The sequence below is a fragment of the Spiroplasma endosymbiont of Halictus nicosiae genome (assembly GCF_978018445.1).
The window spans coordinates 1,125,134-1,143,060 of the sequence record NZ_OZ389573.1 but is presented as its reverse complement, the minus strand read 5'-3'; the positions used below and the strand labels follow the sequence as shown (position 1 = coordinate 1,143,060).

At 25.2% G+C, this 17,927-nt stretch carries 23 protein-coding genes; 9 read left to right on the top strand and 14 right to left on the bottom strand.

The annotated features are described in order from the left end of the window. The first annotated feature begins 3 nt into the window (after positions 1-3). A complete protein-coding gene (locus tag ACZ91P_RS07850) occupies positions 4-3,189 on the top strand; it encodes a hypothetical protein (protein WP_465158795.1) in 3,186 nt (1,061 codons plus the stop codon). A gap of 29 nt (positions 3,190-3,218) precedes the next feature. Here ACZ91P_RS07850 and ACZ91P_RS07845 read toward each other — a convergent pair whose 3' ends face one another. Together ACZ91P_RS07845 and ACZ91P_RS07840 are read right to left on the bottom strand one after the other, a co-directional pair. Next, on the bottom strand, positions 3,219-3,743 hold the full coding sequence (locus ACZ91P_RS07845; RefSeq protein WP_465158794.1) for a lipoprotein: 525 nt from the start codon (positions 3,741-3,743) through the stop codon (positions 3,219-3,221). A 17-nt stretch (positions 3,744-3,760) separates the two neighbouring features. Further along, positions 3,761-4,819, bottom strand: a complete 1,059-nt coding sequence (locus ACZ91P_RS07840; RefSeq protein ID WP_465158793.1) for a hypothetical protein — start codon at positions 4,817-4,819, stop codon at positions 3,761-3,763. Between the two features lie 269 nt (positions 4,820-5,088). Here ACZ91P_RS07840 and ACZ91P_RS07835 point away from each other — a divergent pair, with 269 nt between their 5' ends. From ACZ91P_RS07835 to ACZ91P_RS07800, 8 genes are all read left to right on the top strand, one after another. Further along, positions 5,089-5,622: a hypothetical protein gene (locus ACZ91P_RS07835; RefSeq protein WP_465158792.1), complete on the top strand. Its 534-nt coding sequence runs from the start codon at positions 5,089-5,091 to the stop codon at positions 5,620-5,622. Positions 5,623-5,639: 17 nt separating this feature from the next. Then, entirely contained in the window at positions 5,640-6,740 is a 1,101-nt protein-coding gene (locus ACZ91P_RS07830; protein WP_465158791.1) for a hypothetical protein, read from the top strand. 6 nt (positions 6,741-6,746) lie between these two features. Then, positions 6,747-7,685 carry a hypothetical protein gene (locus tag ACZ91P_RS07825; protein ID WP_465158284.1) on the top strand — a complete coding sequence of 313 codons (939 nt, stop codon included), beginning with the start codon at positions 6,747-6,749 and terminating at the stop codon, positions 7,683-7,685. Then, entirely contained in the window at positions 7,675-8,133 is a 459-nt protein-coding gene (locus ACZ91P_RS07820; RefSeq protein ID WP_465158790.1) for a hypothetical protein, read from the top strand. The genes ACZ91P_RS07825 and ACZ91P_RS07820 overlap by 11 nt, the downstream gene beginning before the upstream one ends. Beyond that, positions 8,114-8,779 carry a hypothetical protein gene (locus tag ACZ91P_RS07815; protein WP_465158789.1) on the top strand — a complete coding sequence of 222 codons (666 nt, stop codon included), beginning with the start codon at positions 8,114-8,116 and terminating at the stop codon, positions 8,777-8,779. Before ACZ91P_RS07820 ends, ACZ91P_RS07815 begins: the two co-directional genes overlap by 20 nt. 155 nt (positions 8,780-8,934) lie before the next feature. Then, complete coding sequence (locus ACZ91P_RS07810; RefSeq protein ID WP_465158788.1) at positions 8,935-9,126, top strand: hypothetical protein; 192 nt, start codon at positions 8,935-8,937, stop codon at positions 9,124-9,126. Positions 9,127-9,149: 23 nt separating this feature from the next. Beyond that, on the top strand, positions 9,150-9,689 hold the full coding sequence (locus ACZ91P_RS07805) for a hypothetical protein (protein ID WP_465158787.1): 540 nt from the start codon (positions 9,150-9,152) through the stop codon (positions 9,687-9,689). 16 nt (positions 9,690-9,705) lie between these two features. Continuing rightward, on the top strand, positions 9,706-9,999 hold the full coding sequence (locus ACZ91P_RS07800; protein ID WP_465158786.1) for a hypothetical protein: 294 nt from the start codon (positions 9,706-9,708) through the stop codon (positions 9,997-9,999). A 24-nt stretch (positions 10,000-10,023) separates the two neighbouring features. On the opposite strand, the gene ACZ91P_RS07795 is transcribed toward ACZ91P_RS07800, so the two are convergent. From ACZ91P_RS07795 to ACZ91P_RS07740, 12 genes are all read right to left on the bottom strand, one after another. Next, positions 10,024-10,200, bottom strand: a complete 177-nt coding sequence (locus ACZ91P_RS07795) for a hypothetical protein (RefSeq protein WP_465155643.1) — start codon at positions 10,198-10,200, stop codon at positions 10,024-10,026. Positions 10,201-10,204: 4 nt separating this feature from the next. Next, positions 10,205-10,675 (bottom strand): hypothetical protein, encoded by a 471-nt coding sequence (locus ACZ91P_RS07790; protein ID WP_465158785.1) that lies wholly within the window; start codon positions 10,673-10,675, stop codon positions 10,205-10,207. Then, a complete protein-coding gene (locus tag ACZ91P_RS07785; protein ID WP_465155639.1) occupies positions 10,660-11,568 on the bottom strand; it encodes a recombinase RecT in 909 nt (302 codons plus the stop codon). The genes ACZ91P_RS07790 and ACZ91P_RS07785 overlap by 16 nt, the downstream gene beginning before the upstream one ends. A gap of 1 nt (position 11,569) precedes the next feature. Further along, positions 11,570-12,271, bottom strand: a complete 702-nt coding sequence (locus ACZ91P_RS07780) for a hypothetical protein (protein WP_465157680.1) — start codon at positions 12,269-12,271, stop codon at positions 11,570-11,572. Between the two features lie 2 nt (positions 12,272-12,273). Continuing rightward, positions 12,274-12,411, bottom strand: a complete 138-nt coding sequence (locus ACZ91P_RS07775) for a hypothetical protein (protein WP_465155635.1) — start codon at positions 12,409-12,411, stop codon at positions 12,274-12,276. Positions 12,412-12,413: 2 nt separating this feature from the next. Next, positions 12,414-12,578, bottom strand: a complete 165-nt coding sequence (locus ACZ91P_RS07770) for a hypothetical protein (RefSeq protein WP_465158784.1) — start codon at positions 12,576-12,578, stop codon at positions 12,414-12,416. After that, positions 12,571-12,825, bottom strand: coding sequence for a hypothetical protein (locus tag ACZ91P_RS07765; RefSeq protein WP_465157682.1), 255 nt, complete (start codon positions 12,823-12,825; stop codon positions 12,571-12,573). The genes ACZ91P_RS07770 and ACZ91P_RS07765 overlap by 8 nt, the downstream gene beginning before the upstream one ends. Positions 12,826-12,838: 13 nt before the next feature. After that, positions 12,839-12,997 (bottom strand): hypothetical protein, encoded by a 159-nt coding sequence (locus ACZ91P_RS07760; RefSeq protein WP_465157683.1) that lies wholly within the window; start codon positions 12,995-12,997, stop codon positions 12,839-12,841. A gap of 9 nt (positions 12,998-13,006) precedes the next feature. Then, positions 13,007-13,291: a hypothetical protein gene (locus tag ACZ91P_RS07755; protein WP_465157684.1), complete on the bottom strand. Its 285-nt coding sequence runs from the start codon at positions 13,289-13,291 to the stop codon at positions 13,007-13,009. A 516-nt stretch (positions 13,292-13,807) separates the two neighbouring features. After that, positions 13,808-14,047, bottom strand: a complete 240-nt coding sequence (locus ACZ91P_RS07750) for a hypothetical protein (RefSeq protein ID WP_465158783.1) — start codon at positions 14,045-14,047, stop codon at positions 13,808-13,810. 286 nt (positions 14,048-14,333) lie between these two features. Further along, on the bottom strand, positions 14,334-14,852 hold the full coding sequence (locus ACZ91P_RS07745; RefSeq protein ID WP_465158782.1) for a hypothetical protein: 519 nt from the start codon (positions 14,850-14,852) through the stop codon (positions 14,334-14,336). Positions 14,853-15,100: 248 nt separating this feature from the next. Then, positions 15,101-17,923, bottom strand: coding sequence for a cation-translocating P-type ATPase (locus ACZ91P_RS07740; RefSeq protein ID WP_465158781.1), 2,823 nt, complete (start codon positions 17,921-17,923; stop codon positions 15,101-15,103). Positions 17,924-17,927 lie beyond the last annotated feature (4 nt).

Sequence of the window (17,927 nt, the reverse complement as noted above, 5' to 3'; positions counted from 1 at the left end):
TAAATGAGTAGAATTAACCCAGGTGTTATGGAAGAATTAAGAAGACAAGCCCACGATACTTTAATAGATATCAGAGAAAATATACGAGATAATAGACATTGAATGGTATTTCCTTTTAATGTTTATAGTTCATATATTCCTGATACAGAAACTGGTTGAAAACCCAATAATGCTAAACCAAGTGATTATGGTAGTTATTCACGCATATTTGATAATATGGAAAGTACGATTGCTCAATGACAAGGTAGTTTAAAAATAGTCCAAAAATATAAAGGTGAAGAAATTACTATCTTAACGATTGATGATTTTAATAAACAACCTATTAATTCAACTATATGAGCAAATAATGAAACACCTTTTGCTATAAAATTAAAAGATGAAAATAATAATGTTTATTGAAAATTAATTGATGGTGAAAACATTTATGATATTAATAGAATGTTAGAATACTTAAATCAATATAAATTAAGTTATTTTATGAATAATGATAATAAAGCCGATAACTTTTATACAAAAGAGGTTAAAGTTGGTAAATATTGAGATGCATATATGATTGATGATAGAAGTTCAATTCAATTTGGTGAAGCAAAATTTGAACAAGTATTTACTCAACAATCAACTGAAAGACAATATACTTTATTAATTTTAGATGAAGATGTCGATAAATTAAATATAAATGATTATTATAATTTTTATACAGTCTTTAATGACCGTAGTTTAAATATTGGAGGTGGTGATATTAATTCTGCACCACAAGATAGACAATGATTATATCCTTCAAATGTTATTAATTATTATTCACCTTATGATGGTAGTTTCTTATGACAAGAAATTACCTTTTCAAGTATTAATGACAAAATTAGTCATAGTGGTTTATCAGTACGACAATTTATTCAAACAAGTGCCCCAGGTGAGGGTTATTGTTTTCCTAAAATAACTTATGATGAAAAAACAAATACACCAACCATTGAATTAGATGAGGTTTTATTAAAAGACCCGGGCGTTAGAGCAATGGCAGTTAAATTTTATGGTAATCCAATCTTTTTTGATATGCCCGTTATTGGTCGACCAATTATTAAAGGTCAATTTAATAAAAAAGTAATGAATTCTCGTGATTTATTAATGTATAACATGTTTCCTTGTCCACCTGATAAAGTAAATACTTATGCATCACCCGAAGTAAGTTGATATAACATTCAAGGAATACAACCAACAATAATAACTGGTTATAAAGACTGAAAAACAGATATGGAAAGCAGATACGACTTTTGAAAACAGAAAAATAGTGAGGGTATTGTTATAACTGACCCCGCTACTACATCAGCAACCAATTCTACTGTTGGTAGAAATATTCATAAAGAAGATAAAGATTCTAAATTTTACTGATCTAAAGATTGAAAAATAACACCACCAAGCAAAATAAAAACAAACAGTGGTACAGTTAATAATATCATTAGTACGCAAGCATCATCATATTTTAGAAGAAAAGATGAATTTGGTAATACTGTTGGTCAAGTTCAAATTGAATATAATAAAATGGGTTTTTGTAATGTTTGAGATATTTTAAATATGAATAATTTTATTAATCGTCAAATTACCGTATTACCTTTAAACTATACGCAAAAATTAGTATTTAATCCTTTTACTATACCGGGTGGTGTTGGTAAATTCTTAAACTTTATTTCATTTGGTATTCCCTGAGGTTGAGTAATTAATCAAAATGAAAAATCATGACCTAATTTCCAATGATTTAATGGTTTTATGAGTGCAAATATTTATAGTTTTTATAATGATGCATTTTGATCTGAAAACTCAAAAGGTAAAGGTTATTTACCATTTGAAATATTTAGAGAACAAGGAAATGATAAAATTGGTGCTATGATTGGTGCTAATGCTACTAGTTTTAGTTTTACTACTTTATTAACAGACAAATTAAAAGGTACTGTTTTAACTAAGGATGGTAAATCAACAGAACGAATAACTTATTCAACTTATAATTTAAAACAATTAAATCCTAAAACTAATCGTATCTATTTAATTAACGAATTAGTAAGAGCAGTTGATGCACAAACACCAGTTAGTGATAGTGAAAAAGATAATGATTGTGAATTCTTACAAACACCAGATGGTACAAATTGTAGTTATATAATTGATATGTTTTCAATTCAAGCATTATATAAAGGTAATTTTGAAATTATCTTTTATGCTGATAACCCATATACTAACAATGAAGAAGATTATTTAAAATTATCAGTATGAAGTTTTCGTGGTAAAACAAAAAGTGTATTAAACAACTATTTACGAGATATGACAACTAATTATAAAACTAGTTTCTTATTACCCCATGACTATGAAATACCAACATTTAATTATCCAAAATATGTATTACCACCAGTACCATATAACTATAAACCATATACAATAAATATTATGCGTTCTGATGTAGTATTACCATTATTAACTAGAATTACAGCACCAGCACAATGTAAGCAAGATTCATTTAATAATTTATTTTCTGATGAATTTAATGAAGGCTATTATGAAACTGAAATTGATTTAAAACAAATTGACCCAACAATTCAAAGTATTAGTAAATTCCAAGATGCTTATAAAACTATTGAAATAAGTAATTTAGGTAATTTACAAGTTGAGTGTGCACAAGCAAATATAGAGAATTTTATTCCTAATAGAAATGTTGATATTTTAGGTGGTTTAAATAGTTGCAATAATTCTTATGGTTCATTAGAGAATATAACTTTATATGAATCGGGTTATTCACAAACTGATAAAGTTAATTTTGAAAATACAATAACTTTATATACAGATAATATAAATAATGAAATTAAAACATTTGCTACCGCTTTTACTAATGGTTTACCAAAAAAGAATTATTTTAATATATATAACACACCAAATTATAACTATGATTTAAGATTTTTATTACAAATAACAAAATTATTTAATCACGACAAAGATAAAATTAAAGAAACATATTTACAAGCATACTATACAAATAATATGAAATTAAAAATTAGATTTACAAAAGCATTAATTGCTAAATTAGTATTTATTGAAATAGGATATTTTGGTAATAATAAAGATATAACAATAGATGTTTCTAATCCAAATGTTTTGGGAATTAGAAATAAAGGCGATAGTCCAGTTAAAATTACAATTAAACCAAGATAAAAATAAAAAGAGATGTAAAATCTCTTTTTCTATTCTCCGTTAACTTTTACATTACCATCATTATCAATTATTAAGTCGGGTAATTTTTGTTCTTCACCATTTCAACGATAAACTAATTTAAAATATTTCCTGTTGTCTTCAGACCAATATTTAATTTTAAGTGAATCTCTATAAACAAAATATAATTCTTTTTGTCTTTGTTTTCCGACAATAGAATCACCATAATTAATCAATATTTTATCTTTACCATTATTATTAGGTATTATTTGTTTTGGAAATTCATCATTTTTAAATTTATTTATATTTCATTGATTATTTCCTTTTCATACTACAAAATATCATTTATTATCAATATTATTAAATGGTTTTTCTTGTGGTGTTATTCATTCTAAATTGTCTCTAATGGTTTGGTTTTTTGTATCTATTTTGTTTTTCTCTTTTAGTTCTTTTAATTCTTCGGGTGTGTATTCTTGTGTTGTATTACAAGCAACTAAACTTGTTGTATTTGTTCCAATCAAAGTGATTGTTACTAAAATGCTTAGTATTTTTTTCATATTTATTTTTAACTAATTTATTTAACTAATTTATTTGTTAATAATTTTTTATTTTCTACTATAACTTTATTATAATCATTATATTTAGCAATAGAAGTCTTAAGAGTTAACTTCACATTTCTAAGTTGCCCTAAAACAGCATGATCATGTCTTGAACCGGGTGTTCATCATACATTACCGCTTAGTTCAAATTTCATTTTAAAAATATTTTCATTTCATTCTAATGATACATTATGTCAAAGTTGTCCTTTTCTTAAATTACTTTTATCATTATAAGTTTCCATATTATTGAAACCATTTTTTAAATCATTTCCATTTATAGTAACTATTTTATTTAATGGGAAACCAATGTTTTTTCCACCAGAATAAGCTCACCCTTCATTATCTGTTCATCAATTTGACCCATAATCATATTCTAAAATAATTGACGAATAATACTTCAAAAATTCTTCTTTTGATGAAGCATATTTTGTAATATCAACCGAAACGAAATTATCTTCTATAACACTTTTGGTAACGCCATTCCCGCAATTTATATAAACTTCTTCATTAACTGGTCCTATGTTGGGTCGAGAAGGGTCATTGCTTCTATCTTGAATGTATCTTAAAGCTTTATTTGTTAAACTTGTATTTAATTTAACATCTTTAAAATTTTTGTTATTTGTTAAAGTAACATCAAAGACCATAGCACCTTTATAGTTTTTATTATCAACGCTTGCAATTAAAGTTGCATTTTTATATTCTTCAGATTTACCTGGTTCGGGATTTTTCAAATTTACACTTTTAAAGTTTCATCATTCATTATTTTCTAAAAAAGAATAATAAATATCAACAAAAACATCTTGCTCTGAATTATTAGTCATTAATCCCAATAAGATTTCTTGAGCAATTTCTTTTTCTGTATTTAAATTTTCTGTATAAACAATAAAAGGAATTGATTTTAATCTAGTTATATTAATTTTTTCTGTTTCATTATCATTTGGTACTGTTATTATATATGGTTTATTTGCAACTATTGTTGGTACAGCAGTTCCACTAATTGTTAAGACACTTAATAAACTAAGTAACTTTTTCACGCTTGTTGTTCTCCTTTTCTTAATCTTGAAACTTTTTATCAAGATCTACCTGCATTATATATATACAAGCAAAATTAGCGCTTATTTTAATAAATTTATCTTTTAAAATACTCTTAATTACGCGTTTTAAGGGCTAAATTAGCAGTAAAATATATTAAGTTATATTTTCTCTCCCCCTTCTTCTCTATATTAATAGTTGTATTATTAAAATAATAGTGTAAAATAATGTTAACGGTTTATCCTTTTAACAAAAAAGTAATTTACGGTTTATGCTTTCCGCCTTAAAAAGACTTATGCTGACTTGTTATTCGAACAAGAATAAAAAAAGAGAGGTTTATAAAATGGCACTTACAAAAGAACAATTAATAGAACAAGGTTTAAGTGAAGAAATAGCAGATAATATTTTAAATGAATTTCATAATGAAACAAAACAAATTATTGAAGGTATTCAAAAACGAAAAGATACTATTTCAAAAGAAAAGTATTTTAAAGTTGTTAGTGAATTAGATGAATTAAAAGCATTTAAAGATGTTCCATCTACTAAAATTGAAGATATTAAAACTAATTTAAATAAAGTTAGTGGTAGTTCTTTATCTGAAAAAATGCAAACTTTAAAAGAATTAAAACCTGATTTGTTTGTTAAAGAGCAATCATCAGTTTCACCAACTAATTTTATTAAAGATATGATTGAAAAATCAAATGAAAATAAAAATGATGAAATTGAAACTATTAAAGAAAAAGGAGCATATACTCCTGATGAAATTAAAAAAATAACTGATTATACACTTAAAAACCTTAGATAATAAGGGAGTGAAATATTATGGCAACAATTAATTTGCCACAAGTACCTTTTACATTAGAAGGTAATACAACAGGTCAAAAAGCCTATGTTGATATGGTTAATGCATTATTGCGTGGACCTTTATATAATGAATATGCAAGTATTATGCAGTATGCAACAGCAACCGCAGAACAAGTTGCTTGGTTACCTAATGCTGGACAAGCATTATATAATTTAACTCATCGTGTGGTATGGCAAGAGGATTATTCATTACCAAATGGTGGGACAACTCAAACAATGGGATTAACAAGAATTCCAGTTCCTATTGATAAAAGATTTAATTTAAAATTAATGAATGAAGCTTTTGATTTAGCATTAATAGAACAAAATATTAAAAATGGTGTTATTGCTGATGCTATTTCTAGTGTTGTACAGAATAAATTTGTTAATTTAAAATGTGAATTAATTCAGGCTATTTATGATTATTGTTTAGCAGATGGTCAATATGAAGTAATTCCATTTCGTAGTTATACAGCAGAAAATGCAGATGATGCAAATAAAGCATTCTTTACATTAAATGAAACTTTGATTGAATTAACAAATCAAATTAGTAATTTATATTTTGGTTTGCCAACCGATAAAATGTTTATGGTTTTAGGACGAAGAGCATATTTAGGATTAACACCTGCTTATTTAAAAGTAATTGGTTCACAAGCTCAATTAAAAGCAATGGTTAATGGTGAATTATATGAAAATACAGCAATGGGTATTCCAGTATCTAAAAGTTTTCATTTAGAAAAAACATATACAAAAGGACAAGTTAACCGTGATAAAGGTTATAATTTTAATAATGTAAATGGTTTATTATTAAATAAACAAGTATGAGCTTATCCAATTAATATGGATACTATTCAACAAGTTTTAGATAATGATACTGCTAATCCTAAATGAATTGGTAAAGTTCAATATGCAACACCAACTATTTTATATCCTAAAACATGTAAAATTATTTTGGAAAAACAACCAAGCCAAGATGAAATTACTGCCGCTAAAAGTAATCTAAATAAAACTTTTAGAGTTCCAGTTGATTATCTAATTTCAGCATCAAAACCAGAATCAAAACCAAATAATCAAGGTTAATATAAAATGAATTTACTAATATTACGCGTTTTAACTTTATTAGTATCTAATTTAGAAAATAAACCTTTAATAAGTAAATTTGTAAATTTAATTAATAGAGTTAATCAAGTTAAAAATAAAATATTAAAGCCAATTAATTATATTAGTGATAAATATAATAAAATTACAAATAAAGTTGAAGATATTTATCAGTGATTAAATCCATTTACTTATTTAGATTTAATTAAAAAAGGTCATAAAAAAGAAATTCAACAAATATTAAGTCAATTAGAAAAAGATAATAATATTAAAAATAGAAAACAATTTAAAAATGAAAATTATTTAAATACTAATTGACAACCTTTAAATAGTAGTTGACTTGATAGTGGTATGTTTAATATTACAAATAAATTAACTTTAACAGGTAATTTAACTATTTTAATATATACAAAAACAGCAAAACATCCGAAATTTTATGGACCTTATGTTTATCCTAGTGTTCCAGTTGAAATATGAAAATTATTAAGTAATGCTGTATCTAATGCAGGAACTTTATTTTGGCGTTATTGATTAAGAAAATGATTACCTAATCATTTAAGATATTATATTAAAAAACGATTACCACAAGCATTAAAAGAAAAATATCCCAAAGGAACTACTAAATTAACATTACCAACAGTTCAAAAATTACAACAAATTAAAAAGTTTATTAATAATTTAAAAATTGGACATTTTAATTTTAATTTTGCTGGTGAAATTAATAATAAAAAATGATATCGTGAACGCCGAAGTGATGTTAAAAATATTAAGAATTTATATAAAACACCAGTTAAAAATATTTTTTACAAAACTAATCAAACTATTAAAAAAATTAAGAAAGCAAAAGCAAGAGTTAATAGTTATAAGCCAAGTAATTTAAAAAATAAATATCGTAATAAATTAAGAGGTGTATTATATGAAAAATAATTTAAATAATTTATTATTTATAACAGTTGAAGATGTCAAAGAAAGTAAACTTTGACAACCTATTAATGAAAGAAAACAATCTGCTTATAATGATAATTTAATTTATAATGCTATTTTAAAAACTAGTTTATGAATGGATAGATTATCAGGTGGAACAATTTCCGATAAGATTAATAAAAAAGAATTATTTCCATGAGTAAAAAAAGATAATACTGGTTTAATTGAATATGATAAATGATTAAGTTATATTCAATCTGCTTGTTTATTAGCAGTTATTAATTGATATTTACCAAAAGGAGTAAATGATTTAACTGGTAGTGCATCATTTTCACAAGGTGGAGTTGCTTATTCACAAACTAATGACCCTGAAGCAAATGAAAATATTACCAGAGATGTTAAAAATGCTTTAAAATTAGCAGGTGAAATAATTGATATTATATCTAGCTAGTAAAACAGTATCTAGACCATATAATTATAGTTTAGATAATTATGCTCATTCATGAGAAGAAGAATATAAACATATTAGTAAAAAAACTTTTTATCCAACATTATTATTTTGATTAAAAGAACGATTGCAAACAGATAATTCAATAAATATTTTTTATCCAACTGTTAATGATTTTTCTAAAATTGATTATAACGAATATATTAAACTTATTGTTCCATTTGATAATGATAGTATTTATTATGAAAATAATGTCTGAAAAGCAAAACAAAGTGGCGATATTCCAACAGATATTATTAAAGATAGTGATTTAAATAAAAATTATATTGAAAAAGTTGATGGTAAATATATTGTAAAAACATCACAAGATATTAATCTTAAACAAGATAAATTAATAAGTGGAACAAATATTAAAACTATTAATGGTAATTCATTATTAGGTAATGGTGATATACCTATTAATGATGATAGTTGAGAATTAATTAATTATCCAGAAGCAAACGAAAAATTAACATTTAAAATTCCAAATTATGATTTAACAAAATATTACTATAAAATATCAATTTCAATAACAGATTATGCATATGCTAATAAATTTGTAACATATTATTTGAAACAATATCACAAAAATCAATTTTTACATTTTTAGCAGATAATTCATATGAAAGAATAACAATTAAGCAAGACGGCTCAATTTCAAATTACACAAATAATATTGTTATTAAAGATTTAACAATTAAAAGAAAATTAATAAATAATAGCGAATTAAGGGCAGATGAACCGCATTTTATTTATAAGCGTGATATGGATACTGATTTTTCAAAAGAAACATCGGATTCTTATGATATATTGATAAGAAAAATAAATAGTGCAACAACTATTAATGAATTAAACTTACTTGAAAAACACCCAGTATGAAGAATTATTTCAAATAATAGAAATGATATTAAAGAATTATTTAACAAAAAATGATTAGAATTAAATAAAAATGAATAAAAAATTAAATGAGGTAAATAATTATGAAACAAGATAAAATGACTTGATTAAAGGGTGTCTTACCTTGAAATTGATTTAAAAAAGACCCTATTCCGACTTATAATTGAACTCATAAAGATATTAGAGAATGAGAAAGGAAATATAAAATTCGTAGTTGAGTAGTTAGTTTTTATACATTGATATTTTTAGCATTAAATTGTTGATTAGAATATGGCATGATTAATGCAATAAAAGATAATATTAATTGATATAATTATGGTCAATATTGAGGTAATGGAATTGCCATATTATTACCCCCTTTATTTACACACGGAATTCAGGGTATATTTGTTGCTAGTAGTAAACCAAAAGTAGATATGAAAATTGATATACCACGATTAAAAATATCTAAAATGGGATTAGTATTTACAATATTACCTTTAATTACTTTAATAATTTCTTTAATTATTATTTGAATTGATAAATCAAAATGAAAAAAAGACCATTTAAGACATTGTTTAGAATGTCGAATTAATCCGCGTGTTATTCAACCAAGAATAGCAAAACAATGAAATAATTTATAAGAAAGGAAATATTAAAATGGAAATTAGTAATGAAATAGTAATTGCTTTACTTGTATTAGCAGGTGCAGGCGGAATGGGTAGTCTTGGTATTCTTGGATTATCTGCTAAAAAAATTAAAAAATATAAAGCAGAAATTAGAGAATTAAGAACTGCTGTTATTGCCCACGAAAAACATTTACGAGGGCCTGATTATGCAACAGAATTAGCATTAAAAACAGGTCAAATTAAAAATGTTAAAAAACAAGTTAAAGTAAATGACAAAAAACAACAACAAAAAGATGCTATTAGACAACTAACAAATAGCATTTAAAAAATAACCAATTAAGGTTATTTTTTATTTTTCTTTATTGTGTTTTATATAAAAATTAATAAGATGTTCTATTCGTTGTGAATAAGTAAGGCCATTAAATTCATTTCAAACTTTTTCTTCATTTTCATTTAAGTAAATATTAACATTACGAATTAATTTAGAATAATATTTTTCTGTTTTTTGATTATATGAATTTTTCATAATATTAACCTTCATAATTAGCAATAATAATGGCATCTCGTAAATGATTACTTATTTTCTCATTATTATAGAATCAACCTTTACCATATTGATAAGTTAAATTATTATCTTTATCATATTTTCATATACAACTATCATTATATTTACTTAAATTTTCCATATTTTTAACAACTGATTTAGTATGTTTTGGTGATACTCAATTAACATTATTTAATTCGTGTGTATCATATTTAATTACTTCAATTATTTTTAATAAATCATCACGGTCTTTTGAACCATTAGCATTTGTATATAAACAATCTTCAATATTAATAATTGCATCTTGTTTTAACTTATCTAAAATAATATCGGTTTGTGTAATTCAATAATGATTTGTATATTCAGATTTATCAATTAATTTATTATCTTCAAAAATAGCAACGGCCGTAGTGCCAGTTCCTGATGGGTCAATACCTATTTTTATCAAGTCGCTCATTCCTCATCGTTGTTAACTGTTGGTAATACATTTGATATATCTTCTTCTTTTACTACATTATTATCTGTCAATCTTTCATTTGATTCATGTAATAAATTATTATTTGATATATTTTCGTTGCTAATTTGACTCTTATTTATGTTTATATTATTATCATTATCAATATAAATCTTTTCATCATTAGTTGTAATAACTGCTTGGTCTGATTTATAAGCTTGTTGTAATTCGACTGACATAATACCTCATTTTCGCAATAAACTAGTTAATACTGTTTTAAGTGCCATTTCATCAAAACTAGCAATATAAAATGATTTATTTTTAGCATAAGTTTTAGAATATTTCATAAAATGATTTTCCATTTGTTCTTTTGTCATATATAATGTTTTTTCAAAACCATTAACCATTTTAAAATATGCTACATAACCTATAATTGGTAATTTTTCTCTTTCATCTTCATTTTGTATTCAATTAAAACTAGTTCCTTTTAATCTATCATAATTTACTAATTCATTTTCTCTGACGTCTGATACTGACATATCTAAATATTGACCGCTTCTTTGAGCTAATTGAATATAACCTTTATAACCCATTTGAAATTGTGCTTGATTAATTCATTCTTGGATTTCACGACCATTAATAATTCTTGTTATTTTAGTATTATATGGAACGACATAAGCATATCCGAATTGCTTTTCCATAGGTAAATTTAATAAAACACCTTGATAACAAGCGGTCATAATTGTTTTTGGGTCTGCTTTTTGTAATAATTCATTACTGTTTGATATTGAAACTATATTACTCTTAAATCTTGCAATTTCATTTTCATTTGAAAATTTACTTTTTATTCATTCTGTTGCTTTATCTGTTCTTAAAAATTCAACAATATTTGCCATATTATTTTTCTCCTTTATTTATTTTAAAATTAATACCTTTAATACCAATTAAATTAATATCTTTATTACTATCTCATTGTTCTTTAATTTCATTTTTAACAATTTGTTCATCAACAATTAAATAGTTTTTAATAAGATTAATAAGTTCTAATTTATCAGCTTTTTGTAAAAAATCATCATTAATACCTATAACTTCAATATCTTTAACTAATAATTTTTCTTTACGAAAATTACTAGTAATAATTTTTAATTCTTGCTCTTGTTTTGCTACACTTTTAATTTCTAAAAATTGTTCTTTTTTGTGATTTTCAATAATTTCATTTTGTTTTTGAAATTGAATATTAATAACACTATTTTTAAAAGAATCATGATTACTTTTAATATTATTTTCTAAATTCAAAATATCTTTTCTAATAAAATTTAATTCATCTTTAAAATTTTTTATTAATTCTAATGGTTCTCTAAAAATATAATCAATTTTTGAAACTACTAGTTTTAAATCTTTTAGTGATTGTGATTTATATTCTCCATTTATTAATCAAGCTTGTTGTCGATATATAAATTCTGCTAATTCTTGCCCATTTTCATCAATTCATTTTTTAATTGTTAATGCTTTTAAACTTAATTCTTTAAAATCATTTCCTTTTAAATAAAATGGATAAGTAATATTTTTAACTTCATTATTTAATTTTAAGTCTTCCATAATTAAATTTCCTCCAAATTCATATTCATAATTAAATTATCAATATACTCATAAGCACCGTCTTCTGAGTGACATTCTTCTAATGCTATATTAAATAAGTCTTCTTCGGTATAAACCTTACCATCTTCATCTTTTCACATATTTACTCACATCCTTGTCATTTAATATTTTCGTTTTCTAAATCAATAATTGTAGTTTTACAATAATTTAAATTTTCAGAATAAATTCTTGCCTCATCAAATGTATAAAAATATGTAGTATTTAAGCTATATTTATCTTTTGTTACTAATAAGTAACTTTTATTCATAATTTATCACCTCATAATCTGCTTCTTCATCTGCTAAATAATCACTAATTAAACTTTTAACTTCATCAATTTCATATCATTTGCAATTTAAGTCAAAATTTGTTGGCAATGAAATATTACCCACATGTCGTTCCTCATCACCAAATTTAAGATATAAATTTAACTCTAAATTATCTAAATAATCACTATCAATTTGTGCATAAATAATATCTTTATTGGTAATTTTTAATGCTTTATTACATATCATTTTTTATTTCCTCCTAATTTTGTTTTCCTAATGCTCAATGTTCATCAGTCATATCTTCAAATGATACTGAATAACTTTTAAGCATTAATTCATTTAATTTATTTTCTTGATTACATTTTAAGCAATAACCTCAATATCTTTTTTTAAGACAAATTTTATTTAACTTTTTCATATAAACCTCCTAAATTATTCCTTTGATTTTTTTCTCAAATTGCAATATTTTTCAACCATCAGAAGCTAAATCTAAAATATCGTTAATTTTGTAATATTGCATGTAAGAAGCAATAACATTTCATTTATCTTTAAATAAATTTAAGTACATTTTGGCTCATTCTAAACATTGCAAATCATAATGTTTTTTATGATGTGAAATACGACAATTAATAGGTTGACAATTAACTCAATAAAATGATGTTGTTATTTCATTTCAAGTTTTATTAATATATTTACTTTTATATTCTGTCATTTATTTTTTCCTCCTAGTTTTAACTCGCTGGCACTCACTCCCAAGTGAAAGTGCCAAGCGAGAATTAGTTATATAAGTATTTATCTATTTACTTACTACGCCATCCGCCTCACTGGGGTAAGCGGTGGCGATATGTTAATTGTTTGAATGTTTAATAATCCACAGTTGTTTTTTTAATATTGACGCCAGACATATATATCTTCCTTTATCCGTGCCCATTTGTGCTTTTGCTCTGGGATTTGACGTTCAGTTTTTAAATTAAAAATTCACTCGCATTTTAAAGGACCAAATGCTATAAAACTCCAACCAACCACACTTTTCGCAAATTTAATTGTAAAGTCACTATCTTTATTTTTATTGTCGTTTGATATTAACCTTGGACTTATCACGACTATCGCTTAGTTCTAATGAACCAGCGCCGATTTACATTTTTCCTCATACACTATTTCAGTACTTGCCTCGGCCGGCTGTGGAATAAAAACACTTAGTTATTTAAAATAACCGTTCCGCTCTGCATTAAGTTGTTTTATAAAATTTAAGTTTTAATAAACCAGTTTCATAATCAAAGATAATTTTTGAATTTTCTAAGCGTTTATAAAACCGCTTTTGTGTTTTATCTTTTACTTTATTCAATAAATCTTTATGTTTTTTACAAGTTCATAAAACTTTATTTGATAAAAATTCTTCGGTAATGAATGATATTGCTTTATAGCAATTATCAACATCACATATTGTTTGTTGCTTATTAATTTTCATTACCTACTCCTTCCTTTATTAAGTTTTTTTATTAGCAAATTAATTAACTGAAACAGAGAAAGGACAACACCTTAAAATTGGAGAAAAAACACAGGTACACTTTATAAAGATTTCTAAGATATTTAATAAATGTGTAAACAACTTAAAGAGGGTATCAAAAAGTTGTAATAAAAAGTTTCTATTTTAAGAATTTAAGATGCTGTCCTTTCTCTGAATCAATTAATAATTTTGGTTTTACAAATAAAAAAACCATTTTAGTAAATGGTTTATTATTTTTATTCAATTTCTATGTATTTGTTAAAACCCTTCTTTTTTCCATGCGACCTACTGGATCATAAACAATAATTGCTGGTTGTTTTTCATTATTATTTTCATCAAACAAATCAATTACCGGACGATTATCGTTTTCTTTTTTAATACCTATCTTATTTTGCTTTGCTAAATATTGCGGTGAAAAACGATCAATTGGTAACACTTTTTCACTTTTAAGATTAGCAGTATGTAAATTATATTGTTTTGTTAATTCTTTATTTGTTGTATTAACTGTTTTAAAAATATTATCATATTTTGCCAGACTAAAGTTATAAATTCCATCACGGTTAGCTTGTTCACGACGAACTTTTACTGCTTGCATTTCTTTATCACGACGAGCATAATATTCAGCAATCATTTTATTTGCTGGTTCAACCTTACCTGTATTACTATGACGAATTAACTTTTCTAATGTGTAAGAATTTATTTTTTTATTTAATAACTGATTTTCTTTTTGATTTAAGTTTTTATCTTTTGTTTTTTCAATATCCATATTTTCTCCTTATAGTCCTGTTTATTATATCAAATTTTATAAGTATTAACTTATAATAATTTCAAAAATCCATTATTAATTTAGCAAACATTAGTAAATCTTGTTCGTTAACTTCATCTTTTGAAATCTAAGATACCTATTATTATATTGAATAATAATAATTTTTTAAAAAAGCACCCTCGTTCCTTTAACAACTTAATTGCTCAATATAATATTTCCTAAAAATTATTTGTAATACAATTATTCCTTTATAACTTTCTTATTTTAATTTTGCCAAGTTTTCGTAAGTGTTGTTTTAACCCATGATGTCATCAAAAATGACAAGCGTCAGTTATCACAATAATTGTGACAGGAATCATTGCCATTGCTAAACAAGAAGGAATAAAATATCAATTATTTAAATTATAAACTTCTAAATCATTTAAGTTTAGTACTTTATTATTAATTCAAGGAATAAACAAAATAACAATATTTAATAAAACTGCTCCTATTGCAGCATAAATTAATGGTCGATTAATAATTGGAGTAAAACGTTGTTTTATTTTTCAATTTGTTAAAGTAACAGTATTAACAAACATACTTGGTGCACAAGTTAAAGCAATAAAAATTCCTGTTCGACCAAAATCAGAAATTTGCAATTTCATTTCAATTGTAATATTAGAATCACTACTTCGTAAAAAATCAAAAACTATTTGATAACCATAAGCTTCGTATGCTTGAGTTGGAACAAAACTCATTCCAAAATAATAAGCGCCAACACAAACACTTGTTGTTAAAATTGTAATGCGAATCATTGGTCCTCAAATATTTCGAAATAAGGGATTCTTCCCTTGCACAGGTTTAATTGTCATTAATGTATCATCATTATCAGCCATTCCAATACAAATTGCTAAAATTGATTCAATAACTAAATTCATTCATAAAATATCAGTTGCTTCAACTGGTGAAACATGGTTAATTAAGGATAAAATAAAAATTGATAAAACATTTGCTAAATTAACTCCAATCACAAACGTAATTGCTCGGCGAATTTTTTGATAAACATTACGGCCTTCATTAACCCCTTTAATAATTGTTTCAAAATTATCATCCGTTAAAATAACATCAGCTGCTTGTTTTGCAACATCTGTTCCAGTAATTCCCATTGCTACCCCAATATCAGCTTTTACTAAACTTGGAGCATCATTAACCCCATCTCCTGTCATTGACACAAAATAATCTTTCTGCTGTAAAATATTAACAATCCGAACTTTATGTTCAGGATTAACTCGTGCAAATACTTTAATATTATCAACAATTCGAATTAATTGCTTATCTGTCATTGCATTTAACTGCTCTGAAGAAATTACTTCATATTCTGAATAAGCTAAGTCTAATTCTTTTGCAATTGCTAGAGCAGTTGTCGCATGATCACCAGTAATCATAACAACTTTAATTCCAGCAGCATGTGCTTTTTTTACTGCTTCAATAGCAGATTGACGAACAGGGTCAATCATACCAACAGTTCCTAAAAAAATTAATTTTTTTTCTAACGCCTCGGGGTCTTGTTCATCATCAAAATTAGTATTATAAGCAAAAGCTAATACCCGTAATGCTTGCGCTGATAAATCATCTGCTAACTTTAACAACAATTCTTTATCTTTTTTTGTTAATGTTAAAATTTCATTCTGAATCATAATGCGATCACAACGTTCTAATAAACTATCCAATGCACCTTTTGTAAAAGTTGTACTAACCCCTTCAATCACATTTAAAGTTGACATTAATTTCCGTTCAGAATCAAAAGGAACTTCATCAATTCGTTCTCATTTATCACGTGAATCTTGTTCATCATAAGCAAATAATTCAGCATAATCAACTAATGCTAATTCTGTTGGATCACCAATCCGTTCTTTATCTTCAGTAACACTATCATTACATAAAACTAATGCTTTCAAAAATAAATCTTGGTGCTTATCCAGACTACTATTAACGTATTCGTCAGCATTAATTACAGCATTATTCATCATTACTTTTTTAACTGTCATTTTATTTTGTGTTAAAGTTCCTGTTTTATCAGTACAAATAACATTGACACTTCCTAATGTTTCCATACTAGCAAGTTTTTTGACAATCACATTTTGTTTTGCCATTCGTTTGGTTGAAAATGATAAAGTAATCGAAACAACTGCTGCTAATGATTCTGGAATCACCCCAATTGCTAAAGTAATTGCTACCATTAAATAATTAGTTCATCCACTTTTATTACCATTAAAGTATAATGCTAAAAAAATAACAATAGCAATAATAAAACTTAAGCCTGCAATTCAATACGAAAACTTTGTTAGTTTTTTTTCTAAATTTGTAGCAGTTTCTTCTGTTTCATTAATTGTTGTTACAATTTTTCCAATTTCTGTTTGTTGACCAGCCTTAATAACTACACCAACTGCTCGACCATTTGTAATAAAAGTTGACATGAAAGCAATATTTTTCATTTCTGCCAAAATTGTTGTTGATTCAATTGGGTAAGCTGTTTTATGAACAGGAACACTTTCTCCCGTTAAAATTGCTTCATCAATAAATACATCAGATTGTTCAATAATGCGTAGTTCCGCTGGAACATATTTTCCTGCTTCTAAAATAACAATATCACCAACTGTTAATTCATTGGCTGGAATTTCTTGCTGAGAATCATTTCGAATTACGACCGCTTTTGGTTTTGATAAAGATTTTAAAGCTGCCATTGATTTCCGTGCTTTTACTGTTTGGATTGTTTCTAAAATTGCATCAAGGATAACAATTGCTGCAATTACTGAAAAATCAATAAAATATTCGCCCTGAATTTGTCAATTATTTCCAATCATTGGCGCAATTACTGAAATTACAGCTGCTGAAATTAAAATTAATTGGATTGGTTCAATTAAGGCTTTGCCAAAAATAACATATCATGGGGTTACTTTACTTTTTGGTAATTCATTTTTTCCATATTGTTTTTGCCGAGCAATTACTTCTTCTGAAGTTAAGCCCGTTTCAAAATTAGTTTTTAAATTAGTTTCTAAGTTGCTATTATTCTGGGATATGTATTCTTCCATTACT